Source organism: Micromonospora pattaloongensis (assembly GCF_900107255.1).
GTDB classification, from domain to species: Bacteria; Actinomycetota; Actinomycetes; order Mycobacteriales; family Micromonosporaceae; genus Micromonospora_I; species Micromonospora_I pattaloongensis.
In genome coordinates, this window is sequence record NZ_FNPH01000001.1 from 444139 (window position 1) to 466501 (window position 22363).

A 22363-nucleotide genomic window follows, 5' to 3' on the forward strand; every position below is an offset into this window, starting at 1 on the left:
GGTTCAGATCACCCGCGCGCCGGGGACGGGGCCGTGCGCCGTGCGCGCCTCGCGGCACACTCCGGCCGCGGCGAGCTCGGCCGCGATCCGGCCGCCGTGCGCCGCGTCGGCGGCCAGGAACACGCAGGTCGGGCCGGAGCCGGAGACGATGCCGGCGAGCGCGCCGGCGGCCTGGGCCACCTTGAGCACGTCGGCCAGCGCCGGGCGCAGCGCCAGCGCGGCGGCCTGCAGGTCGTTGCCGAGCGCCGCGCCGAGCACCGCCGGGTCGCGTTGCCGCAGCGCGGCGAGCAGGTCGTCGGCGGGGCCGAGCGGCGCCGGGGCGGCGGACTCGGCACGCAGCCGGTCGAGTTCGTGGTAGACGGCCGGGGTCGACAGGCCGCGCTCGGCGACCGCGACGACCCAGTGCCAGGTGGTGGGGCGGGCCAGCACCGGGCTGACGGACTCGCCGTGGCCGGTGCCGAGCGCGGTGCCGCCGTGCAGCAGGAAGGGCACGTCGGAGCCGAGTCCGGCCGCGATCTCGGCGAGTTCGTCGCGGCTGAGCCCGGTGCCCCAGAGCGCGTCGCAGGCCACCAGCGCGGCCGCGGCGTCGGCGCTGCCGCCGGCCAGCCCGCCGGCGAGCGGGATCTGCTTGCGCAGGTGCAGCCGGGCGTGCGCGGGGACCCGGGCGTGCGCGGCCAGCGCCCGCGCGGCGCGGATCACGAGGTTGGTCTCGTCGAGCGCGAGCTCGCCGGCCCCCTCCCCCTCCATCGTCAGGGTCAGGGTGTCGCCGCGGCGGGCGGTCAGCTCGTCGTAGATGGAGATCGCGTGGTACACGGTGTTGAGCTCGTGGTACCCGTCGGGACGCAGCGGTCCGACCCCGAGATGCAAGTTGATCTTGGCCGGGACGCGGACCTTCACCGCGGATCCGGTACGACGGGTGCGGTCGTCATCGCCGTCCGGCCGCCATGCCTCGGTCACGGGGTGACGTCCCGGATCGGCAGCCGCAGCTCGAACGGCTTGGCCAGCACGAGCTCGTCGGCCGAGTCGGCGACGAGTTGGTAGCCGCCGTCGACCAGTTCGTACGCGTAGATGTGCACCGGATCCTGTTCCACCCGCCAGAAGTGCCGGATGCCGGCGGCGGCGTATCCCACCGGCTTCTCCAACCGGTCGCGCCGCCGCGTGCTGGGCGAGACGACCTCCACCACGAGCGCCACCTGATCCGGCGTCGAGTAGTGGCTTTCGACGTTGATCGTCTCCCGATGGAGCAGCAGGACGTCGGGCTCGAAGGTCTGCACCGCGTCGATGAGCACGCCGGTCGCCACGCTCGGCCGGAACTCGAGCGGGGCGTGGCGCCGGAACCAGTGCCAGAGCAGGGAGCTGATCTCCTGGTGCCCGATGGTCGGGGACGGGACCACGATCATGACTCCATCCCGTAGCTCGACGCGGGGGGCGTCGTCCGGCAACGACAGCACGTCCTCGACGGTGTGGTTGGCGAGGCGCTGCCGCCGAAGGTCCGGGCCGGGCCACGGCTGGCGCTGGGGCGGGACCGCCTCTGCGCTCATCGTGTTCACCTCCCTGGCCTCGTTCCCCACCTCTCACGGGCTGGGCCCGCGGATTACGCGCCAGCCTACTCGGCGCCGTCCGTGCCGCTCGGAGCCGCCGCGGCGATCGCGGCGAACTGCGCGACGGTGAGCGCCTCACCGCGGGCGCCGGGGTCGACGCCCGCGGCGACGAGCGCGGCGGCCGCGCGGTCGGCGCCGCCGGCCCAGCCGGCCAGCGCGGCGCGCAGCGTCTTGCGGCGCTGCGCGAAGGCGGCGTCCACGACCGCGAAAACCCGCTCCCGCGGCACCTCCGGGCGGGGCGGTTCGCGTCGGGTGAAGGCGACCAGGCCCGAGTCGACGTTCGGCACCGGCCAGAAGACGTTCGGCGGCACCCGGCCGGCGGGACGGGCGGCGGCGTACCAGGCCAGCTTCACCGACGGCACCCCGTAGATCTTGGTGCCGGGGCCGGCGGTGAGCCGGTCGGCGACCTCCTTCTGCACCATCACCAGACCGTGTCGCAGCCCCGGCAGCTCGGCGAGCAGGTGCAGCACCACCGGCACGGCGACGTTGTACGGCAGGTTCGCCACCAGCGCGGTGGGGGGTGGGTCACCCAGCTCGGCCGCGGTGACCCGCAGCGCGTCGGCGTGGTGCACGGTGAGCCGCTCCGCGCCGGGGCGCCCGGCGGCGGTCTGCGGCAGCGCGGTCGCCAGCGCCGCGTCGATCTCGACGGCGTGCACGTGCCGCGCGGCGGGCAGCAGGCCGAGCGTGAGCGAGCCGAGTCCCGGACCGACCTCGACCACCACGTCGTCCGGGTCGAGGTTGGCGGCGGTCACGATCCGGCGCACGGTGTTGGGGTCGTGCACGAAGTTCTGGCCGAGCCGTTTCGTCGGGGCGACGCCGAGCCGGGCGGCGAGTTCCCGGATCTCCGCCGGGCCGAGGAGATCGGTCACGGAGACAGAGCGTACGTGTCGGCGCCTACCACGGGCCGAAGACCCGCTCGCCGTTGTCCGAGATCGCCGCGCAGAGCTCGTCCACTCCGCGCCCGGTCGTCTCGGCCAGCGCCCGGACGGTCAGCGGGATCAGGTACGACGCGTTCGGCCGTCCCCGGTGCGGCGTCGGCGTCAGGTAGGGCGCGTCGGTCTCGACCAGCATCAGCTCCGGCGGGGTCACCTTCGCGGCCTCGCGCAGCCCGGCGGCGCTGGCGAACGTCACCGTGCCGGCGAAGCTGAGCAGGTAGCCGCGGTCGACGCACTCGGTGGCAAACTCGGCGTCGCCGGAGAAGCAGTGCAGCACCACGGTCTCCGGCGCGCCCTCGTCGTCGAGGATGCGCAGCACCTCGGCGTGGGCGTCGCGGTCGTGGATCACCAGCGGCTTGCCGTACCGCTTCGCGATCGCGATGTGGGCGCGGAAGCTGGCCTCCTGCGCCGCCCGGCCGTCCTCGCCGGTGCGGAAGAAGTCCATGCCGGTCTCGCCGATGCCGCGGACCCGCTCCTGCGCGGCGAGCGCCTCGATGCCGCGCAGCGCCTCGTCCAGGTCCGGTAGCCGCGGCGCGTCATTGGGATGCAGCGCGACGGTGGCGACCACCGCGGGGTGGCGGGTGGCCAGTTCCGCACCCCACTGCGAGGAGGGCAGGTCGACGCCGACCTGCACCAGCCGGTTGACGCCGACCTCGGCGGCGATCGCGATCACCCGGGCGACCGGGTCGTCGATGGTCGCCGGCCCGGGCGCGCCCGCCTCGGAGACGGTGATGTCGAGGTGGGTGTGGCTGTCGATCACCGGGAGCGGGAGCGGCTCGGGCGCGGGCGGGAACTCCCCGGCGCGGCGGGCGGCCCGCTCGCGGCGGGTCTCGGCGTTTTCAGTCATCGCCGCCAGGATCACATATCCGCTCAGGCGAGCTCGCCGGGGGCGATCCGGGCCAGCGCGATCCGGGCCAGCCGCTGACAGCTCTCGTCCCGGATCACCCCGAGGTCGCCGCCGCACTGCGGGATCCGCCGCTCGCTGAAGGCCATCGGCCGCAGCACCGGCACGAGCTCCGCGACGGGCGCCCCGGTCCACGCCAGCGCCTCGATCGCCCGTACCCCGGTCTCGTCGGGGCCGGCCGCGGCGGTGAGCGTGGCGCGCACCGCGCCACCGGCGGCGCCGGCCGCCAGCAGCGCGCGGGCCGCGGCGACCCGGGTGCGGCAGTCGACGGTGTCGGCGTCGAGCAGCGGCGCGAGCTCCGCGGCGAGCGGCGCGGCGGCCCGGCCGAGCTGCTCCGCGGCGTCGGCGGCCAGGTACGCGCCGGGGTCCGGCCGGGACATCAGCCCCCGCAGCGCGGCGAGCGTGGCGTCGGCGTCGCCGGTGATCCGCCACAGCGCCACGGCGGCCGCGGCCCGCACGGCGGGGAACTCGTGCAGGAGCAGCCCGCGCAGGTACGGCACGGCCGGCTCGGCGCGCGGGCCGAGGCGGCCGAGCACGCCGGGCAGGCCACCGGGCCACGCCGCCCACCCCACGTCGCCGGTCAGCGCGAGCAGCGGCTCGGCCAGCGCGGCGACGGGCTCGCCCCACGCCTGCAGGCCGGAGACCACGGCGATCAGACGGCCGTGGTCGCGGGTCGTGGCCAGCGCGCGGGCCACCTCGCCAACGAGTTCGTCGGCGTACCCGGCCAGCCCGGCGAGCGACTCCGCCAGCCAGGCGCTCTCGTCGGGGCCGGTGAGCGCCCGCGCCACGGCGGGCACGCTGCGGGGGTCGCCGCGCCGGGCCAGGCCGTACCGGGCACTGGCCGAGACCGTGGGCCAGGCGTCCACCCGGTCGGGGTCGGCCGGCTCGTCGAGCAGTGTGACCAGCAGGTCGCTGACCAGCGCGGTGGCCTGGCCGGCGAGCGCGATGGTGTGGACGGCGTGCTGCCGCACCCGTGCGGACGGGTCGGCGACGAGGTCGGCGAGAACGGCGACGACCGGCCCGGGCGCGGCCCGCCACCGGCGCATGACCTCCTCGCCCGCGCAGATCGCGTCGTCGCGCCGGCCGGCGTCGGCGGCGCGGATGCCGGCGCTGACCAGGTCGACGGCGAAGGCCCGGTCGTCGGGGTGGGCCGAGCGCAGCAGCTGCTCCGGCCCGCACTCCGCCCACGGGAACGCGTCGGTCAGACCGGGCGGCAGCTGCCGGGCGGCCGCCTCCAGCACCGGGCGGGTCCGGCGGGTGTCCGGCGCCAGCCAGCCGGCGGCGACCGCGGCGGCGGTCTGCACGAGCGCGTCCTCCGGTTCGGTGAGCCGGCCGTCCAGCCAGGCGGCCAGCCCGACCCCGTCACCGGCCGCGGTGGTCGGGGCGTCCCGGTGCAGCGCCGCCACCGCCAGCACCATGCTGGCGTGCGGCACCGGGTCCGTCTCCCGGTCGGCCGCGCGCACCAGCGCGGCAACGCTCGCGGCCGCGTGTTCGGGCAGCCCGGCCAGCAGCCGGGCCACGACCGCCCGGGTCGTCGGGTCCTCGCCGATCAGCAGGCGGTGCAGGCCCTGCAGGTGCTCCCCGAGCAGCTCACGCACGACCGGCAGCAGTGGGTCGACCTCGGTGGGGGGCCCGGCGTACCCCCGGTCCGTCTCGGCCCGCAGGTCCCGCTCGCCGGGCGGCGGGACGAGCCGGGCGAGCATCCGCAACACCGGGACCGGCCAGGGCGTCAGGTCGCCCTCCACCATCTCGATCAACAGCGGCAGGGTGGGGTGCACCGCCGAGCGCAGCACCCCTTCCCCGCCGCCGAGCTCGTAGCCGAGCTGGTCGAGCGCCTCCCGGGCCTCGGTCTCGCCCGCCGAACCCACCTGTCGGATCAGCTCGGCGATGTCGCCGGCCCCGCCGGCGGCGGGCCCGAGGTGCCGCCACGGGTCTTCACGCGCTCCTGCGTCCACTGCTCGTATTTTTCCCCGGCGGACCGGTCCGCGTGCCGGCTTCGTCACGCTCCGCCAAAGTCGCGACTGCCGGGGCGCCGCTACGAACGCGGGGTCAGGCGCCGAGCCGTTCCAGCTCCTCGTCGACGATCGACGGGTCGAGTTTGCGGAAGACCGGCTTCGGCGGGGCGAGCGGTCGGCCCACCTCGACCGGCACGGACTCCCACCGCGCCCCGACGGAGTAGTCGCCGGTGAGCACCGGGTACGCCGGGCCGCCGTCGAGATCCTCGACCTCGACGATCTGCGGCATCGGGGCGTGCACCCCGGTACCGCCGAGCTGCTCGTGCACCTTCTGGGCCGAGTGCGGCAGGAACGGGGTGAGCAGCGTGTTGAGGTCGCTGACCGCCTGGAGCGCGACGTGCAGGATGGTGCCCATCCGGGGCTTCTCGTCCTCGCCCTTGAGCTTCCACGGCGTCTGGTCGGAGAGGTACTTGTTCGCCTCCGCGACCGCCCGCATCGCCTCCGCGATCGCCGCCTTCTGGCGGTGCTTGGAGATCAGGTCGCCGACGGTGGCGAAGGCGGCGCGGACGGTGTCCAGCAGCGCCCGGTCGGCGTCGGTCAGCCCGGCCGGGTCGACCGGCGGGATCGCGCCGAAGTTCTTGGCCGCCATCGAGATCGACCGGTTGACGAGGTTGCCCCAGCCGGCGACGAGCTCGTCGTTGTTGCGGCGCAGGAACTCGGCCCAGGTGAAGTCGGTGTCGTTGCTCTCCGGGCCGGCGGCCGCGATGAAGTACCGCAGGGCGTCGGCGTCGTACCGGGCGAGGAAGTCGCGTACGTAGATCACGACGCGGCGGGAGGAAGAGAACTTCCGCCCCTCCATCGTCAGGTACTCGCTGGAGACCACCTCGGTGGGGAGGTTGAGCCGCCCGAGGTCGCCCGGGTCGCCGTCGCGGTCGCCCTCGCCGGAGTAGCCGAGCAGCAGCGCCGGCCAGATCACCGAGTGGAAGACGATGTTGTCCTTGCCCATGAAGTAGTAGCCGCGCGCGTCCTTGCCCTCCGCGTCGGCGGCCCACCAGCGCCGCCAGGCGTCCGGGTCGCCGGAGCGGCGCGCCCACTCGATCGAGGCGGAAAGGTAGCCGATGACCGCGTCGAACCAGACGTAGATCCGCTTGTCGGCGCGGTCGCGCCAGCCCTCCAGCGGGATCGGCACGCCCCACTCCAGGTCGCGGGTGATGGCCCGCGGCTGCAGGTCGTCCAGGAGGTTCTTGGAGAAGCGCAGCACGTTCGGCCGCCACCCCTCGCGGGTGTCGAGCCACCGGCCCAGCGCCTCGGCGAGCGCCGGCAGGTCGAGGAAGAAGTGCTCGGTCTCGACGAACTGCGGCGTCTCCCCGTTGATCTTCGACCGCGGGTTGACCAGGTCGACGGGGTCGAGCTGGTTGCCGCAGTTGTCGCACTGGTCGCCGCGCGCGCCGTCGTAGCCGCAGATCGGGCAGGTGCCCTCGATGTAGCGGTCCGGCAGGGTGCGGCCGGTCGACGGGGAGATCGCGCCGAGCGTGGTCTTGGCGACGATGTAGCCGTTGCGGTGCAGCCCCTCGAAGACGTCCTGCACCACCGCGTAGTGGTTGCGGGTCGTGGTGCGGGTGAACAGGTCGTACGAGAGCCCGAGCCCGGCCAGGTCCTCGACGATCACCCGGTTGTAGCGGTCCGCCAGCTCGCGCGGGGTGACCCCCTCGTTGTCCGCCTGCACCTGGATCGGCGTCCCGTGCTCGTCGGTGCCGGAGACCATGAGCACGTCGTGGCCCGCCATCCGCATGTACCGGCTGAACACGTCGGAGGGGACGCCGAAGCCGGAGACGTGGCCGATGTGGCGTGGGCCATTGGCGTACGGCCAGGCGACCGCCGCGAGAACGTGACTCATGGGGCCCAAGCCTAGTGACCGTCGCCGGCCGGCTGCGAACGGATAGTCACCGCGTCCCGGCTGACGGCATGGACAGGCGGTTCACCCGATTTGTCGCTCGACACGCAGCTCACCTGCGCGGCGATCCGGGACAAGCGTTGTCCAATGAGGGCGTGAGCGGCGAATCAGGTGATCTGCAGCGACCCCACGGCGGCGGCGACCGCCTTCCGGCCGGGGCCGCGGGCGGCCCGCGCCGCGACCGCCCGATCGGCGCCGCCAGCCCGTGGACGGCCGGGCGGGACCCGGCGTGGTGGGCCGAGGATTCGGCGACGCCGGCGAGCACCTCGACCCCGCGGTGGCGGGCCGACGCCCGCGTCGGCGGGCCGGGGGCGAGCCCCGCCGCGACGGGACCCGCGCCGCGCCCGACCGACGCCGCGACCGACGAACTGCCGGCCGTCGCCGCCACCCCGGACGAGCTGCCGCGGTTGTCGCGGAGCACCGACGAGTTCCCGCGGGTGCCCGCGAACACCGACGAACTGCCGCGGGTACCCGCGAACACCGACGAACTGCCGCGCGTATCCGCGAGCACGGACGAACTGCCGCGCGTACCCGCGAACACCGATGAACTGCCGCGCGTGGCCGCGGGGCGCGACCGCACCCGCGCGCGGCACGCCGCCGCGGAGAACCCGCCGGTCGCGCCCGAGGCGGCGGTGAAGGCGAAGAACCCTCCCGCGGTCACCACCGACACCCCGACCCCCGCCGAAGCGACGGCCGAGGCGGAGCCGGCGACGGCCCCGGGCGAGGCCGCGGCGTTCTGGCTGCCCGTGGAGGAGGTCAGCCGGGACGGCAGCGGCTGGCCGGCGCAGCGCATGCGGGGCGGACGCGGGCCGGGGCGCCGGCCGCACGGCGAGGCGCCACCGACCCGGCCCCGCAAGCCACCCAAGCCGCCCCGCAGCCCGGCCGTCGGGCTGGTCTCGCTGGTGCTGCTCTCGCTGCTCGCGGCCTTCTTCGCCTGGGTCAGCGCCGAGCCGCTCTGGCTCGCGGTCGGGCACGGCAGGTCCGGCAACGCCACGGTCAGCCGCTGCACGGGCGACGGGGTGCAGCAGCGCTGCGTCGGCACGTTCACCGCGAACGGCGGCGGCTTCACCACCGAGCGCGTGCCGCTGCTCGGGATTCACGAGCGGCAGCGCGCCGAAGGGACGCAGGTCGCGGCGCGGATGGTCGACGCCGGTGGCCGCGGCGCCTACGTGGGGTCGGGGGTGACGCTGCACCTGCGGTGGGCGCTCGGGCTGGCGCTCGTGCTGCTCTGCGGCGCGGGCATCGTGTGGGGCACGGGAGCGCTGCGGCTGCTGGAGCCCCGGTCGCGACGGCGGGCGACGGCCGTCGCCCTGACCGGCCCGCTGCTGATGGCGGCGGCCTTCTTCGCGGCGGCCTTCTGACCGCGCCGGCCGCGTCGACCTGACCCCCGGTCGGGTTCGTCAGCGCGGCTCGGCGTGGACCACCTCGTACACCTCGCGTCGGCGCAGGCCGTACCCGCTGGCCACCGCGGCGATCGCGTCCCGCCGCGACGCGCCGGCGGCCTCCCGCTCCGCCACCTCGGCGCGCAGCTGGTCGTCCGCCGGCCGCACGGCCGGCGTCGCCGGCGCGCCCCCGACGACGAGCGTGATCTCACCGCGCGGGTCACCGCCCGCCGCCCAGGCCGCGAGCTCGGCGAGGGGCCTCCGCAGCACCTCCTCGTACGTCTTGGTGAGCTCCCGGCACAGCGCCGCCGGCCGGTCCGCGCCGAACGCCTCCGCGAGATCCGCGAGCGCCCCGGCCACCCGGTGCGGCGACTCGAAGAAGACCAGGGTCCGCTGCTCGGCCGCGAGCTCGCGCAGCCGGGAGCGGCGGGCGCCGCCCGACCGGGGTAGGAAGCCCTCGAAACAGAACCGGTCGCAGGGCAGTCCGGAGAGGGCGAGCGCCGTGGTGACGGCGCTCGGACCCGGCGCGGCGGTGACCGGTGCCCCGGCGTCGAGGGTGGCCCGCACCAGCCGGTATCCCGGGTCGGAGACGCTGGGCATGCCACCGTCGGTGACCAGCGCGACGACGGCGCCGCCGGCGATCGCGTCGACCAGGTCGGGGGTACGCCGCTCCTCGTTGCCCTCGAAGTAGGAGACGATCCGCGCGGTGAGCGTGATGTCGAGGTCGCGGGCGAGCCGGGCGAGCCGGCGGGTGTCCTCGGCGGCGATCACGTCCGCGGCGGCGAGGGTCTCCCGCAGCCGGGTCGACGCGTCCCCGGGATTACCGAGAGGGGCGCCAACCAGGATCAAACGCCCAGTATCCGACTTTTCACCCACAGTTCGCCCTCTCCCATCGACACCCATGAGCGCCACCGGCGCGCGTAGCCCCCGTTCGGCGTCCCCGCAGCCTACGATCGCGGGGTGATCCCGGCGGCGACAGCGGAGACATCGAGCGTGACGACCACGGAGACGACCGGCGAGCGCTCCGGCGACGGCGCCGCGGCGCCGCGCGCGGCGGCGCGCGCCCGCATCCCGGCCATCATCCGCCGGCGGCTCGCGCCGTTCGACGCCCGGCTCGATCCGGTGTCCTGGCTGGCCACCGGGGTGGTCGTCCTGATCGCGGCGGTGCTGCGGTTCGTCGACCTGAGTCACCCGAAGGGCAAGATCTTCGACGAAACCTACTACGCCAAGGACGCGTGGGGGTTGCTCAACCACGGCGTCGAGTGGAACTACAAGGACAACACCGCGGCGTACGTCGTGCACCCGCCGCTCGGCAAGTGGCTCATCGCGCTCGGCGAGTGGGCGTTCGGATACCAGGACGCGGACGGCAACATCTCGGCGGCCGGGCACATCGCGACCGTCTCGCCCGAGTTCGGCTGGCGCTTCTCCGCGGCGGTCGTCGGCACGCTCTCCGTGCTGATCCTCATCCGGATCGCCCGGCGGATGTTCCAGTCCACCGTGCTCGGCTGCGCCGCCGGGCTGCTGCTGGCGCTCGACGGATTCCACCTGGTGCTCTCCCGCGCGGCGCTGCTCGACATCTTCCTGCTCTTCTTCGTGCTCGCCGCGTTCGCCGCGCTGGTCATCGACCGGGACGCCACCCGGCGGCGGTGGCTGCGCGTGGCCGAGGCCGGCCTGGACCCGAACGATCGGCGGGCGACCCGCCGGGTCACCCGCGGTGTGCCGTGGTGGCGGCTGTTCGCCGCGGTACTGCTCGGCTGCGCGCTGGCCGTCAAGTGGAGCGCCCTCTGGTTCGTGCCGGCTTTCGTGCTGCTGATCGTGGTCTGGGAGGCGGGGGCCCGGCGCTCGGTCGGGATGCGCTGGCCGTGGCTCTGGGCCCTGCTCGACCAGATCGGCTGGCTCCTGCTCTTCGGCGCGCTGATCGTCGTCACGTACGTGGCGAGCTGGTCGGGGTGGCTGCTCGGCGACGACGGCTTCTACCGGCACTGGCGGGAGCAGAACGGGCTGTCGGAGCCGCCGGTGATCGGCGCGCTGCTGAACCTCTCGCACTACCACCTGGAGGCGCTCAAGTTCCACCAGGGACTCGACACGAAGCACGCGTACCAGTCGTGGCCGTGGCAGTGGCTGCTGCTCGCCCGCCCCGTCGCCTTCCACTGGTCGAACGAGGGCGCCTGCGGCGCGTCCAGCTGCGCGTCCGAGGTGCTGCTGCTCGGCACGCCGGTGCTCTGGTGGTCGTTCCTGCCGGCGCTGGCCGCGCTGCTCTGGCTGGGCATCGCGCGCCGCGACTGGCGGGCGTACACGATCCTGCTCTGCGTCGCGGTCGGGCTGCTCCCCTGGTTCTTCTTCGCGCTGCAGGGGCGCACGATGTTCGCCTTCTACGCCGCGCCGGCCGAGCCGTTCCTGATTCTCGGCGTGGTCTACGTGCTGGGGGCGATCATCTCGCCGGTCCGCGCCCCGGCGCCGGCCGACCACTCCGGCGCGCCCGCCCCGAATCGACGCATGGTGGGCGCGATCGTCGCCGGGGCGTACGTCCTGCTGGTCGCGATCTGCTTCGCCTACTTCCACCCGATCTACGTCGGCGACGTCATCCCGTACGACGACTGGTCGGCGCGGATGTGGCTCGGCAACCGCTGGATCTGAGGCGGCCTGCGGACGGTTGCCGGGCGGGCGCCCAGCGGTGGGACGAAAAAGCGCGCCCCGATCGCCTGCCACGGGGGAAGCGGGCGATAGGGGCGCGCACAGATGAGCTTAACGACCCGGCATGACCGGCACAACGGGTCACGGTGCACGAGATTTCGGCGCTGCGAGCATGGCTTAACAGATCGGGCAAATGACTACCAATAGCACGGATGGGGGTCACTCGATCAGGCAAATCTCCGTATCGCCCGGGATGTGCCATCAGGGAGCGTCACGCACCGCAACCAGGGAAGGGCTTTCCGTTGTCATAGTCCGTTTCTAGCGCCGCCGCCTGTTATTAACAATCTGCTATCTACCGATGTCTCCGGGCGCTCTCTATATCTAGGCGAGGCAATCCCGCCTCCGATGTAGATGGAGCCCCCATGACCCGTACCCTCCGTTGGGCCGCCACCCTGCTGGCCGGCAGCGCCCTCGCCGTCGCCGGACTCGCCGCCCCCGCCCGGGCCGCCACCGTCACGATGTCCCTGCCCACCGCCGTGTCGAACCTGCCGGTCGCCACGGAGGTGCGCACCGGCTACAACCGGGATCTGTTCCCGCACTGGATCGATGCCGACGGCGATGGCTGCAACACCCGCTACGAGGTCCTCATCGCCGAGGCCGTGACCGCCCCGTCGGTCGGCTCGGGCTGCTCGCTCAGCGGCGGCCGCTGGTACTCGTACTACGACCGCGCCTACTGGACCGCCACCAGCGACCTGGACATCGACCACATGGTGCCGCTGGCGGAGGCCTGGGACTCCGGCGCGCGGAACTGGACCACGTCGCGGCGGCAGTCGTACGCCAACGACCTCGGCGACGGCCGCGCGCTCATCGCGGTGACCGACAACGTCAACCAGGCCAAGGGTGACCAGGACCCGGCGAGCTGGCTGCCGACGTACGACAAGTGCCGCTACGTCGGGGAATGGGTGGCGGTGAAGACGCGGTGGCGGCTCAGCGTCGACACGGCCGAGAAGAACGTGCTCACCAGCTACGCCAACTCCTGCCCCAGCACCACCATCACCGTGACCCACGCCTACTGACCCGCGTACGGCACAGCCGGCGCCCGGCGCCCCGCGGCGGCCAATGACCGTCGCGGGGCCCGGCGTCCCGCGCATCCGCCGGTGACGACCGGTCGCGCGAGACCGAGCGGGGCAGGCCCGCTCCCGGGGCGTGGGAGCGGGACGCCCCGGGCCGCGTTATTCGCGGCCCTCGTTGTTACGCCAGTAGCTGCCGGCCTTCGCGAGGCCCCGGCTGCCGAGATATCCGATCGTGAGCAGCGTGATGTACCACCAGGCCTTGTCCGCCCGGAACGGGTCGACCCCGTTCGCGGCCGTCCCGACCAGCTGCGACGCGATCAGCACCGCGCCCACGCCGATCAGGAAGATGTAGAACTCGGTGGTCTTGAGCGCGGGCTTCGTCTCGTCGGCCTGCGCGACAGCGGCGCGCCGCCCGACGTTCGCGTCGGCCATCTGCGCCGGCGCCCGGGCGGCCGGATTTGCCGTCGTCATGTCTCCTCCTCCGGTTTCCGCTTTCAGGGCATCACCTGTTTCGGTACCCGGCGGGGAGAGCCGCTAACGACCGCCGGGGTCCGGCGATCCAGCCGCGCTCGTCGGCGTGCTGGCGTCCCGCGGACCGTACGCCTATCAACAGTTGGCCGCCCGTGACTCACACCTTCCTGCCAACTGTCAGATTGTGAACTGGCTGTCTGCCATGTCTCGACCATGATGCCGGCATGGATAGAGGGATAGCGATCGCCATGGCGCTTCTCGGGATGGCGGTCGGGTTCGTCACCGGGCGCGCCTACCAGGCGGCGCACCGCGCGCACCGGGACTGGAAGAACACCAAGGAGTCGGTGCCGCTCCTGTTCCGTGCCTTCCTCGGCCTCCTCGGCTCGGCGGCCGGGTGGATCTTGATCGTCGGTGTCGCCGCCGCGGTGCTCATCGCCTGGTCCGTCAGCGGCCTCACCGAAAGCGCCACTCCGAGGCCGGCGGGCACCGTCGGGCCGAGCAGCGTCGCACCTTCCCCGCCGTAGGCTGCACACGCGAGGCGGCCCGCCGCGCGGTCCGATGTGGATGAGCTACTTTCGTCCACCATGGTGGACTCTGGATACCTCCACGCCACGCGGGCGTCGTACGACACGGTGGCGGTCGACTACGCGAGACGACTGCGGGACGAGCTCACGACCAAGCCGTGGGATCGGGCGATGCTCGCGGTCTTCGCCGAGCTGGTGCGGGGGCCGGTGGTCGACATCGGCTGCGGCCCGGGCCGCGTCGCCGCGCATCTGGCCGATCTCGGCCTGACCGTGTCCGGGATCGACCTGTCGCCGCAGATGGTCGCCGTGGCGCGCCGGTCGTACCCGGAGCTGCGGTTCACCGAGGGGTCGATGCTGGCGCTGGAGCTGCCCGACAACTGTCTCGGTGGGGTCGTCGCCTGGTATTCGCTCGTCCACACCCCGCCCGAGCAGCTGCCGTTGGCCTTCGCCGAGTTTCATCGGGTGCTCGCGCCCGGCGGGCACCTGCTGCTCGCCTTCAAGGTGGGTGACGAGCGGGTGCATCTCGATCAGGCGTACGGCCTCCCGGTGTCGCTGGACGTGTACCGCTTCCCGCCGAACCTGGTCGCGGAGCTGGTGCGCCGGGTCGGGCTGGTGGAGGTGGCGAGGCTGGTGCGGGAAGCGGACGAGAGCGAGAAAACCCCGCAGGCGTTCCTGATGGCCCGCAAGCCGTAGGCACCGATATGTGGTCGAGGCCCGAAAAGTCGCCGTAGCGCGCGACTGGTTTACCCGGTAGAAACATCTCAACCACTTCGTTCAGAGCGTGATACAAGTGCGACGAAGCGGGAGAGCGCTCTCTCACACCTCCACGCCGATACCCACCTCGCTGCCCCCGGAGCGTGCCCCCCCGCCGCTCCGACCAGCGGAGAGGACGAACCGTATGACGACACAGTCCCCCGGCCCGGGGCGGCGGCTCGGCCGGGCGCTCGCGCTCGGTCTCGTGCTGACGACCGCCGTCACCGCGACCAGCACGGCGGCCAGCGCCGGCACGGCCCCGCCCCGTACCCCGGACTTCGGGCCCAACGTCACGATCTTCGACCCGAGCATGCCGGTCAGCGAGATCCAGGCGGCGCTCGACGCGGCCCACGCCAAGCAGGTCAACAACGAGATGGGCACCAACCGGTACGCCTACCTCTTCAAGCCCGGCACCTACGGCAGCGCCGAGCGGCCGCTGCAGTTCAAGGTCGGCTACTACACCGAGATCTCCGGACTCGGCGCCTCCCCCACCGACGTGACCATCAACGGCAAGGTCGAGGTCTACAACCGCTGCCTCGCCGACGGCGGCACCGGCAACTGCCTCGCGCTGGTCAACTTCTGGCGCACCCTGTCCAACCTGTCCATCAACATCAACGCCAAGGGCCAGGACGACTGCCGGTCGACCGCGAACTTCTGGGCGGTCTCGCAGGCGGTGTCGATGCGCCGGCTCAACGTCAGCGGCGGCGGGCTGTCGTTGATGGACTACTGCACCGCCGGCCCGCAGTACGCCAGCGGCGGCTTCATCGCCGACTCGCGGCTGCCGTCGACCACGAACGGCTCGCAGCAGCAGTGGCTGACCCGCAACAGCGAGCTCGCGGGCTGGTCCAACGGCGTCTGGAACCAGGTCTTCGCCGGCGTGGTCGGCGCCCCGGCCGACGCCGGCTTCCCGAGCCCGCCGTACACCACGCTGGAGACGACCCCGCTGAGCCGGGAGAAGCCGTACCTCTTCGTCGACGCCAAGGGCGCGTACCAGGTGCGGGTCCCGGCCGCGCGCCGCGACACCCGCGGCGTCTCCTGGGCCAACGGCATGACGCCGGGCCGGACGGTCCCGATCTCGGAGTTCTTCGTCGCGAAGCCGTCCGACCCGGTCCAGGTGATCAACAACCAGCTCGCGCGCGGCAAGCACCTGCTGCTCACCCCCGGCGTGTACGACATCGCCCGCAGCATCGAGGTCAAGCGCCCCGACACCGTCGTGCTCGGCATCGGGCACGCCACCCTCACCGCCGTGCGCGGCGCCATCCCGCTGGACGTCGCCGGGGTGCCCGGCGTGATCGTGGCCGGCGTGACGGTCGACGCCGGCCTGAAGGAGTCGCCGGTGCTGCTGCGGGTCGGCCAGAAGTACGGCCGGAACGACAGCAACCCGCGCAACCCCATCACCCTGTCGGATGTCTACTTCCGGGTCGGCGGACCGCACGTCGGCAAGGCGGACACCGCGCTCGAGGTGAACAGCGACCACGTCCTGATCGACCACACCTGGGTGTGGCGCGGCGACCACGGCGTCGAGGGCTTCACCGGCGGCGTCAACGGCGACACCCAACGCTGGAAGACCAACACCGGTCGCTACGGCGCGGTCATCAACGGCGACCACGTGACCGCGACCGGGCTGTTCGTCGAGCACTTCCAGCGCTACAACACGGTCTGGAACGGCGAGCACGGCACGACGATCCTCTACCAGAACGAACTGCCGTACGACCCGCCGACGCAGGCCGACTGGATGAACGGCGACGTCGAGGGGTACGCGGGCTACAAGGTGGGCGACCGGGTCAGACACCACACCCTGCACGGCGGCGGGGTGTACGTCTTCAACCAGAACAACCCGTCCATACACACCGAGAACGGTTTCGAGGTGCCGGTGACCCCGGGCGTGAAGCTGCACCACATCATGACGGTCAACCTCAGCGCCGGCACGATCGACCACGTGGTCAACGGGGTCGGCGAGGCGGCCGACATGACGCGGGTGGGCCAGCCCGTCTACGTGGCGGAGTACCCGATCCCGTAACGCGCACCTTTCTCGACGTGGGCCGGAGCTTCGCCGAAGCTCCGGCCCACGTCCGTCCGTGCACCGCCTACCACGCACCGCCCACCACGACACCGGGGCCGCGGTACGGCTATCCGGCGGAGGCCGGAGATCGTCGCCGTGCCCGGGCGCGGTCCAGCGCGATCACCGCCACGGCGACGGCACCGGGCACGAGGCCGGCCACGAGGAGTGGGACGCGCCCACCCGGAACCGTCGCCAGGTGACCCGGCAGCCCACCGATCCGCGGTGCCTCGCCGACGAAGTACTCCGCCCGCTCTCCGACGCAGCTCACCGCGTACGTGCCCGGCTCGGCGGTAAAGCGGGAGACCCAGATCCACGTCACGCTGTCGCTGACGTCGAGGGGCAAGCGGATGCTGGGCCTCCTCGTGTCGACCGGAGCCCCGTCATCCCCGGCTACCCGGCACGCGTCCGCACCGCCGGCGGCCGGCCACACCGCGTAGATGCCGTACTCCCCCGCGTGGTCGAGCCGTACCTCGACGGTCTGCCCGGCGTCCAGGTAGGCGGCCGGTTCCGGATTGGACTCCATCGCGAACCAGGCGGTGTGCGAGACGAAAGGCGGGCACATCATCACACCGGCGACGGTGATCGCGGCAGCCACCCAGTACGAGCTGCGACTGAGCGGCTTCCGCGCGGCGGCTCCCGCGTCGGCGCCGTCCTGCGGCGGCACCGTCCCAGCTTCGGAAGCCGACACCCCGGACAGCGGGGCGACGAGCAGCGGGACCGGCCCGAGCGGGCGCCCGGAAAGCTGGCAGATGCGGCGGGCCACCGTGCCGAGGGCGTAGCCGAACGCCGCCGCGACCAGGCCGAAACCGACCGACCGCACCGACATCCAGATGATCTCCCGACCGGCGCCCGGCCCGCCCTCACCCGGGTCATTGATCGGGAACACCCAGCGACAGACCGCCCCGTACGCCGCGACATAGGGCGCGCCGACCAGACCCGCGACCGCGAGCGCTCTCGCCAGGCCGGCCAGATACGCGCGGCCCGTCGCTGCGGGACTCCGGACGGCGTGGCGCGCGCCCACGGTAAACGCGAAGACGGTCAGGAACCCGGCGGCCCAGTACACCATCGTGCGCGGCTCGGGCCGGAGGTGCGGGCTTCCCCCGCTCGCCATGCCCGCGAGCAGCAACGGCACCAGGACGGTCGCCAGGACCGCCGCGAGCAGCAGCGGCCAGAACAGAATCGGACGCCACACCCGGAAGGGGGGAGATAGCGGCATTGCTCAATGGTTTCAGGAATCGTCCGGCCGGCACCACCCCCGTCCGGAGTCCCGCCACTCGGGGTCGCAAACGGCCTTGGCCTCAGGGCCCGCAAGGCCGTTCAGGATCCGGTCGCCTGGAACCTGCGGAGCGCAGCTTCGGCGAGCTGGGTGAGGTATCTGTTGCCACCCGGCTTGTTGCCCTGCTCCTTGACGACCACCAGAGCGGTTCCGATCCGGACGAGTACGCTGTCCCATTCCAACGTGCCGGAACCGGACGTCGTGCTGCAGCTGACGTGGATACTGTCATCGCCCAGCCGCGGCCCCGGCGCGACTGCGAAGCGGTACCTGTCGCCGATGCCAAGGCCGGACGACACGACGAGGGTGGGGCAACGGCCGATGAAGGTGCGCAGGTCGGTCATTGCTCGTCGTGCACCGTCATCGGCGTAGGTCCTGAGGATTTCGGTTCCCACCCAGAAGTCATCGGGACCGGCGTCATAGCTGAGGGTGGCTGCGGCCATCGCTGACGGAGTACCGGTCAGCCGCGCGGCCGACAGTAGCGGGATCATGTTGTCCGAGCAGGACACTTCGCCGCCCTGGCGTTGCTCTCCAGCATCCGCCGGCATCACTGTCGCGATCTCCGCAGTGAATCCCGGCGGCAGTGAGTCCGTGTCCAGCAAGCGTGCGGACAGCGTCGCGGAGTAGCCGGCTCCGCCGGTCGGCGGAACTGTGGGGGGAGCCGGCTTCGCGGCTGCGGCCGAGCTCGTCGCCTGACCCGTGGAGGGGATTGTTCCGCCCGCCGATCGATCCGCTGTATGAGCTGTTGAAGAACCGCACGCGGTCACCATGCCGACGGCCACCACCGCGACCGACCTACGCAGCACCATCCAGAGCACCGGGCGGACCCCACCTCTCGCGCGAGCCGCGTCAGCCTAGCAGCGCGCATGACACTGTCAGCTTGGGAACCGCGTTGATCCATGCCTTCGGTGACCGATCGGGCCGGCGGGCGGGCACTCAGCGTTGACGCAGCCCGTGCATGTGTGTCGGGTGGACCGCCGGTGGCCGCTGCATCGGGCACGGATCGGGCAGGCGACCGCTTCGGCCCGAACGAACGATCACGGGTTCTCCTCACCTATGGGTTTGCTTATCGACTCCAGCGCTCGGCCGGTTGGCAGTCAGTGCCAGGCTTGCCGTAGACAACGTTGCCGGATGAGTCGGCGTAGCAGTGATCGAACTCGTCGGACGGACGAAACAGCAGACGCCGGTCGATTTCGGTGCCTCTGGCGTCATAGCTGACCAACTCAGCGTTCTCCCTAACACTGCTGCCTTCCGTGAGCAGGCCGAACACGCCGTCAGCCAGCCGTGCCGCGGTCGTGTGCCCGTCGCCGTGTTCGAGCACCAGCCGGTGCACGCGAGCGCTGACCCGGCCAGTCACGGCGACGTCACCGCCGTCGATTTCGGTCGACGTAAGCAGGAGTCGCTGGACCGGGCCGGGCAACCAGCCCCGTTGTGGCCAGTCGCGTTCCGCGGTGATACCCCCACTGACCCCCTCACGTGGTGACATTGAGACATCACAGGTGAGGTACCCGGTCTCCGTCATGAACAGTGCCACGGCACGATGGTCCTGTTCGGCGGCCACGGCTAGCTGGTCCATGGACACCGGAATCTGCTCGTGCTGCGCGTTCCACGACAGGCACTGCTCCATCGCCTGGCGCAGCGTCGGTGACAGCTCGTCGGGACCCATCGCCAAGTGCTGCACATCGTCGCCGTTTGGCGCCACCGCCACGCCGACGACCACCGCTGCGGCCGCCGCCATCGCGACAATCCCCAGTCGCACTGCCGCGCGGGGCCGCGAACGGTGGATCGACCTCATCAGGTCCGCCCGCATTCGCGCCGCCTCGCCGGGCGGTAGATCCCGCTCAATAGGCGCGTCGAGAATGTCTCTCATCGCTCCTCCTCCTGCTTGTTGTCGTCAGTGACCATCCGTGCCAGCCGGGCTCGTGCGCGACTCACGCGCGAACGGACCGCGCCTTCGCTGATACCGAGGACTGTCGCCGCCTCGCCGTACGGCACTCCGGACCACAGACACAGGGCAACCGCTTCGCGTTCTGCGCGAGGGAGTCGGCGGACCACCGCCAGAATCTTGGCCATCTGCCGTTCGTCATCGAGCCGCGCGGCTACGTCGCTGGCCGGGTCTACGTCAGCCTCCCGCTCCGGCGGCAACCTACGCAGGGCTGCCAACCACCGCCGGGCCGAACGCCACTCAGTACGTGTCGCATTGGTAGCGACCACCAGCAGCCAAGGCAACGCCAACCCGTCAACCAGGTCCACCTCGCCCCGCCGACGCCACGCGACGAGAAAGGTCGATTGCGTAACGTCTTGCGCGAGCGTCCAAGAGCCAGTGAGCCGGAACGCGTGGTTGTACACCGCCCGGGCATATCGGTCGAAGAGTCGGCCGAAGGCGATCTCGTCGCCGGCTGCGATAGCCGTCCACAAATCTTGGTCAGACGGTTGTATCTGGCTCGTCACGCCTCACTATCGCCGGCTGGGCCGAACCTGTTGCAGGCCTCCTCGAACGCCGGCGGCGGCGCACAGCGCCTGACGCCATCCCGTCTGCTTCGCTGCTGTACTGCTGGCGTCAGACGAGGCGCTGGATGCGCACCTTGGGCTGCTCGTTTGTGAGGTGGCCTTGCTTGTGCTGGCGGACCTGCTCGTCCCAGACCTTTTGGTCGCAGTCGGGCTCCGGCGGAATCCACTTGTGGGAGCCGTCGCTGTAGTGGAACTTCTCGTCGCTGGGCCGCAGGCTGCTCACCGGAGCCAGCCGAGGAAACGTTGGTGCAGCACGCCCGCCGGCACCGAGGTCAGGTCTTCGGAGGCGCGCACCAGTTGGGCACCCATGTAGAGAGCCAGGCACGTCGGAGCCTCGTCGAACTCCGCGCGCAGCTCTCGCTGTCGGGTCCGGCACGGCCAGGGCGCGTCGCAGCCGCCGCATCTCCAGACCGGCAGCACCGGGGCGTGCGTGGTCATTCGCGGCCTCCGAGCAGCGCCGCCGTCAGCGACCGCGCCTGCCGGCTGGTCGCCCAGTCGATCTGCCAGCACGGGTACGGGGTCAGCCGCGACCACCATGCGCGGCAGCCGGTGCAGAGTCCGTCCGGCCCTCGGGCGTGCGACGCCAGGATCGCCTCTTCCGCGTTTCCTGTCACTGGTCCTCCTCTCGCGGCCAATGGCCACGGTTGATCGGGACGCGGTGTCGGGCGTGGCAGGGCAGGTCAGCGCCGCAACGGCAGATCCGTCGCCACTTGCGCCATGACCAGACCGGCCGGTGCCGACGGGCGAGGGTGAGGGCGACGGCCGAGACGTATTCCTCGTACGAAACACGCCGCACCGGACCTCCCTCAGTGATGAGGGTGGGCTCCCCCGCCCCCGAGTTGAGGGGGACACGGCGACCAGGCGAATCCGCACCGCCCGCCGCATCCCGTGAGGGGGAACGTACGCAGCGTCGCAGCGCGGAACGGGTAGGGTTCGTACCCCTACGTCAGGAGACCAGGCCGACCTTCAGCGCGAGATCGTGCACGTCGCTGCGCACCGCGCGCGGCCCGTCGAGCAGATCCAGCGTGATCTGGCGTGCGTACCCGTTGAAGCGGATTGTTTCGGGTGCCGACTCGTACGCCTGCCGCAGACTCGCCACAGTGGACTCGCTGTCGCCCTTGCCGTAATGGCCGCGGGCGACCTCGATCAGGTGGCGCGCGCGTCGCGGCCGCGATGGGATGCCAGCCGGGTCAACGCGGTTGGCCTGCCGGACCGCCTCCCCGGACTTCTGCAGCTCGACGGCCACCGTCACCGCGTGGGCGCCCATGATGATGCGCGAGAACGACGTCTGCGGTTGGTAGAAGCTCTGCGGCAATCGCTGCGCCACTCCGTCCGCGCGGTCCCAGAAGCGCCAGGCGCGGCCCTCCTCGCCGGCGCGAGCCGCAATGTATGCAGCCTCGAAATTGAGCGCACCCCAGAGGGCGAGGAGATTGGGGTTCCCGTCGGCCGCTCGCGCCTCCAGACCTGAGACCAGGTCGAGCGTCACCGACATTGCCGTATCCCAGTCCCCCGCGTCGCGATGTGCCTGGCAGAGGAACCACCCGGCCCGTGCCAGCGCCTCGGGATCGCCCGACTCCTGCGCCGCCACCATCGCCCGGTCGGCGACCCGCCACAGCAGCTCGGCCGCGGGCTGGTACGCGAGGAACATCTGGGTCAGCCCGAGGACTTCGGCCACCAGAGCGTGGGCCTGGCGACGCTGATCGCCCTCGTACATCAATGCGGCACGCTGGGCGTCCCACATCAGGTCGGGAAGCAGAGCGCCGAGCACGGTTCGGTGGTCCGACGCCTGATGGCGTGCCCGCCAGGCTGCGGCGACCCGCTCCCTGATCTGCGGCAACGGCTGAGGAGGGACGTCGTCGGTCATCGGAAAGCGGTTCACGGCGGCACGGACCGAGGCGAGTGCGGGGTGCTCCGGCCCGTTGACCACCGCGGACCGGGTGGACATCTCCCCGATCAGGGCGGCCACGTCGACCTTGAGGGCGCGGGCGATCCGATCCAGCATGTGTATGCGGGGCGGCAGGATCCGATCGGTCTCCACGGCCTTGACCCACTCCGCGCTCCGGCCCACCAGCCCGCCGAGCACGGCGCGCGTCTTACCCGAGCGCTCACGGTAGAGCTTCAGACGCTGGCCGAAGGTCAGCTCCGGCATGGGGTCCATCCCGAACCTCCTCGTAGCGCGGGATGCATCGCGGCGACACTCTGGCCAACGGTACGCATGACGATCGCGCCCTGGTAACCCCGAAGGTCATGCGCCCTTGGCCGTCGGCTCGCCCGGGCTGGCACGCGTTATCCGCTCGCTGCGCCCGCGTCGGCCCCACTAGGGTTCGCCGC

General features: G+C 72.3%; 22 protein-coding genes. 6 read left to right on the forward strand and 16 right to left on the reverse strand.

Annotated elements, in window-relative coordinates; translation table 11 throughout:
* Positions 1–3 precede the first annotated feature (3 nt).
* The 6 genes from BLW47_RS02150 to metG all read right to left on the reverse strand — a co-directional run bounded on the left by BLW47_RS02150 (position 4) and on the right by metG (position 7292).
* On the reverse strand, positions 4–957 hold the full coding sequence (locus tag BLW47_RS02150) for a 4-(cytidine 5'-diphospho)-2-C-methyl-D-erythritol kinase (RefSeq protein ID WP_091550703.1): 954 nt from the start codon (positions 955–957) through the stop codon (positions 4–6).
* Positions 954–1541: a Uma2 family endonuclease gene (locus BLW47_RS02155; protein ID WP_091550706.1), complete on the reverse strand. Its 588-nt coding sequence runs from the start codon at positions 1539–1541 to the stop codon at positions 954–956. The genes BLW47_RS02150 and BLW47_RS02155 overlap by 4 nt, the downstream gene beginning before the upstream one ends.
* 65 nt (positions 1542–1606) lie before the next feature.
* Complete coding sequence (gene rsmA, locus BLW47_RS02160) at positions 1607–2470, reverse strand: 16S rRNA (adenine(1518)-N(6)/adenine(1519)-N(6))-dimethyltransferase RsmA (protein ID WP_091550708.1); 864 nt, start codon at positions 2468–2470, stop codon at positions 1607–1609.
* Positions 2471–2495: 25 nt separating this feature from the next.
* On the reverse strand, positions 2496–3395 hold the full coding sequence (locus tag BLW47_RS02165) for a TatD family hydrolase (protein WP_091552381.1): 900 nt from the start codon (positions 3393–3395) through the stop codon (positions 2496–2498).
* An 11-nt stretch (positions 3396–3406) separates the two neighbouring features.
* The gene (locus tag BLW47_RS02170) at positions 3407–5395 is read right to left on the reverse strand and encodes a hypothetical protein (protein WP_091550711.1); all 1989 of its coding nucleotides are present in this window, start codon (positions 5393–5395) and stop codon (positions 3407–3409) included.
* A gap of 94 nt (positions 5396–5489) precedes the next feature.
* Positions 5490–7292, reverse strand: a complete 1803-nt coding sequence (gene metG, locus BLW47_RS02175; RefSeq protein WP_091550714.1) for a methionine--tRNA ligase — start codon at positions 7290–7292, stop codon at positions 5490–5492.
* Between the two features lie 152 nt (positions 7293–7444).
* Here metG and BLW47_RS02180 point away from each other — a divergent pair, with 152 nt between their 5' ends.
* Positions 7445–8710 carry a hypothetical protein gene (locus BLW47_RS02180; protein ID WP_091550716.1) on the forward strand — a complete coding sequence of 422 codons (1266 nt, stop codon included), beginning with the start codon at positions 7445–7447 and terminating at the stop codon, positions 8708–8710.
* A gap of 39 nt (positions 8711–8749) precedes the next feature.
* Here the strand turns inward: BLW47_RS02180 and rsmI are convergent, their stop codons facing one another.
* Positions 8750–9607, reverse strand: a complete 858-nt coding sequence (gene rsmI, locus BLW47_RS02185; protein ID WP_091550719.1) for a 16S rRNA (cytidine(1402)-2'-O)-methyltransferase — start codon at positions 9605–9607, stop codon at positions 8750–8752.
* 117 nt (positions 9608–9724) lie between these two features.
* On the opposite strand from rsmI, the gene BLW47_RS02190 reads away from it, so the two are divergent.
* Together BLW47_RS02190 and BLW47_RS02195 are read left to right on the forward strand one after the other, a co-directional pair.
* Positions 9725–11368 carry a dolichyl-phosphate-mannose--protein mannosyltransferase gene (locus tag BLW47_RS02190; RefSeq protein WP_425435308.1) on the forward strand — a complete coding sequence of 548 codons (1644 nt, stop codon included), beginning with the start codon at positions 9725–9727 and terminating at the stop codon, positions 11366–11368.
* A gap of 419 nt (positions 11369–11787) precedes the next feature.
* The gene (locus BLW47_RS02195) at positions 11788–12441 is read left to right on the forward strand and encodes an HNH endonuclease family protein (protein ID WP_091550721.1); all 654 of its coding nucleotides are present in this window, start codon (positions 11788–11790) and stop codon (positions 12439–12441) included.
* Between the two features lie 156 nt (positions 12442–12597).
* On the opposite strand, the gene BLW47_RS02200 is transcribed toward BLW47_RS02195, so the two are convergent.
* Positions 12598–12909 carry a hypothetical protein gene (locus BLW47_RS02200; protein ID WP_245736280.1) on the reverse strand — a complete coding sequence of 104 codons (312 nt, stop codon included), beginning with the start codon at positions 12907–12909 and terminating at the stop codon, positions 12598–12600.
* A gap of 224 nt (positions 12910–13133) precedes the next feature.
* Between BLW47_RS02200 and BLW47_RS02205 the strand changes: the two genes are divergently transcribed.
* The 3 genes from BLW47_RS02205 to BLW47_RS02215 all read left to right on the forward strand — a co-directional run bounded on the left by BLW47_RS02205 (position 13134) and on the right by BLW47_RS02215 (position 16206).
* Positions 13134–13433, forward strand: coding sequence for a hypothetical protein (locus tag BLW47_RS02205; RefSeq protein WP_139307134.1), 300 nt, complete (start codon positions 13134–13136; stop codon positions 13431–13433).
* Positions 13434–13493: 60 nt separating this feature from the next.
* Positions 13494–14126 (forward strand): class I SAM-dependent methyltransferase, encoded by a 633-nt coding sequence (locus BLW47_RS02210; RefSeq protein ID WP_091550726.1) that lies wholly within the window; start codon positions 13494–13496, stop codon positions 14124–14126.
* Between the two features lie 205 nt (positions 14127–14331).
* A complete protein-coding gene (locus BLW47_RS02215) occupies positions 14332–16206 on the forward strand; it encodes an adenylyl cyclase (RefSeq protein ID WP_091550729.1) in 1875 nt (624 codons plus the stop codon).
* Positions 16207–16315: 109 nt separating this feature from the next.
* Here BLW47_RS02215 and BLW47_RS02220 read toward each other — a convergent pair whose 3' ends face one another.
* From BLW47_RS02220 to BLW47_RS02255, 8 genes are all read right to left on the reverse strand, one after another.
* The gene (locus BLW47_RS02220; RefSeq protein ID WP_139307135.1) at positions 16316–17464 is read right to left on the reverse strand and encodes a hypothetical protein; all 1149 of its coding nucleotides are present in this window, start codon (positions 17462–17464) and stop codon (positions 16316–16318) included.
* 101 nt (positions 17465–17565) lie between these two features.
* The gene (locus tag BLW47_RS02225; protein WP_091550734.1) at positions 17566–18123 is read right to left on the reverse strand and encodes a hypothetical protein; all 558 of its coding nucleotides are present in this window, start codon (positions 18121–18123) and stop codon (positions 17566–17568) included.
* A 464-nt stretch (positions 18124–18587) separates the two neighbouring features.
* The gene (locus BLW47_RS02230; protein ID WP_091550736.1) at positions 18588–19391 is read right to left on the reverse strand and encodes a hypothetical protein; all 804 of its coding nucleotides are present in this window, start codon (positions 19389–19391) and stop codon (positions 18588–18590) included.
* The gene (locus BLW47_RS02235) at positions 19388–19972 is read right to left on the reverse strand and encodes an RNA polymerase sigma factor (protein ID WP_091550739.1); all 585 of its coding nucleotides are present in this window, start codon (positions 19970–19972) and stop codon (positions 19388–19390) included. Before BLW47_RS02235 ends, BLW47_RS02230 begins: the two co-directional genes overlap by 4 nt.
* 109 nt (positions 19973–20081) lie before the next feature.
* On the reverse strand, positions 20082–20255 hold the full coding sequence (locus BLW47_RS25010; RefSeq protein ID WP_175543468.1) for a hypothetical protein: 174 nt from the start codon (positions 20253–20255) through the stop codon (positions 20082–20084).
* Positions 20252–20470 carry a hypothetical protein gene (locus BLW47_RS02240; protein ID WP_091550742.1) on the reverse strand — a complete coding sequence of 73 codons (219 nt, stop codon included), beginning with the start codon at positions 20468–20470 and terminating at the stop codon, positions 20252–20254. Before BLW47_RS02240 ends, BLW47_RS25010 begins: the two co-directional genes overlap by 4 nt.
* The gene (locus tag BLW47_RS02245) at positions 20467–20646 is read right to left on the reverse strand and encodes a hypothetical protein (protein ID WP_091550745.1); all 180 of its coding nucleotides are present in this window, start codon (positions 20644–20646) and stop codon (positions 20467–20469) included. Before BLW47_RS02245 ends, BLW47_RS02240 begins: the two co-directional genes overlap by 4 nt.
* A 332-nt stretch (positions 20647–20978) precedes the next feature.
* Positions 20979–22190: a helix-turn-helix domain-containing protein gene (locus BLW47_RS02255; RefSeq protein ID WP_091550750.1), complete on the reverse strand. Its 1212-nt coding sequence runs from the start codon at positions 22188–22190 to the stop codon at positions 20979–20981.
* Positions 22191–22363 lie beyond the last annotated feature (173 nt).

Coding starts and splice junctions, on each gene's coding strand:
- BLW47_RS02255 (WP_091550750.1), bottom strand. CDS start 22,190: ATGGACCCCATGCCGGAGCTGACCTTCGGCCAGCGTCTGAAGCTCTAC.
- BLW47_RS02195 (WP_091550721.1), top strand. CDS start 11,788: ATGACCCGTACCCTCCGTTGGGCCGCCACCCTGCTGGCCGGCAGCGCC.
- BLW47_RS02230 (WP_091550736.1), bottom strand. CDS start 19,391: ATGAGAGACATTCTCGACGCGCCTATTGAGCGGGATCTACCGCCCGGC.
- BLW47_RS02155 (WP_091550706.1), bottom strand. CDS start 1,541: ATGAGCGCAGAGGCGGTCCCGCCCCAGCGCCAGCCGTGGCCCGGCCCG.
- BLW47_RS02215 (WP_091550729.1), top strand. CDS start 14,332: ATGACGACACAGTCCCCCGGCCCGGGGCGGCGGCTCGGCCGGGCGCTC.
- BLW47_RS02205 (WP_139307134.1), top strand. CDS start 13,134: ATGGATAGAGGGATAGCGATCGCCATGGCGCTTCTCGGGATGGCGGTC.
- metG (WP_091550714.1), bottom strand. CDS start 7,292: ATGAGTCACGTTCTCGCGGCGGTCGCCTGGCCGTACGCCAATGGCCCA.
- BLW47_RS02210 (WP_091550726.1), top strand. CDS start 13,494: ATGGTGGACTCTGGATACCTCCACGCCACGCGGGCGTCGTACGACACG.
- BLW47_RS02240 (WP_091550742.1), bottom strand. CDS start 20,470: ATGACCACGCACGCCCCGGTGCTGCCGGTCTGGAGATGCGGCGGCTGC.
- BLW47_RS02220 (WP_139307135.1), bottom strand. CDS start 17,464: ATGCCGCTATCTCCCCCCTTCCGGGTGTGGCGTCCGATTCTGTTCTGG.
- BLW47_RS02200 (WP_245736280.1), bottom strand. CDS start 12,909: ATGACGACGGCAAATCCGGCCGCCCGGGCGCCGGCGCAGATGGCCGAC.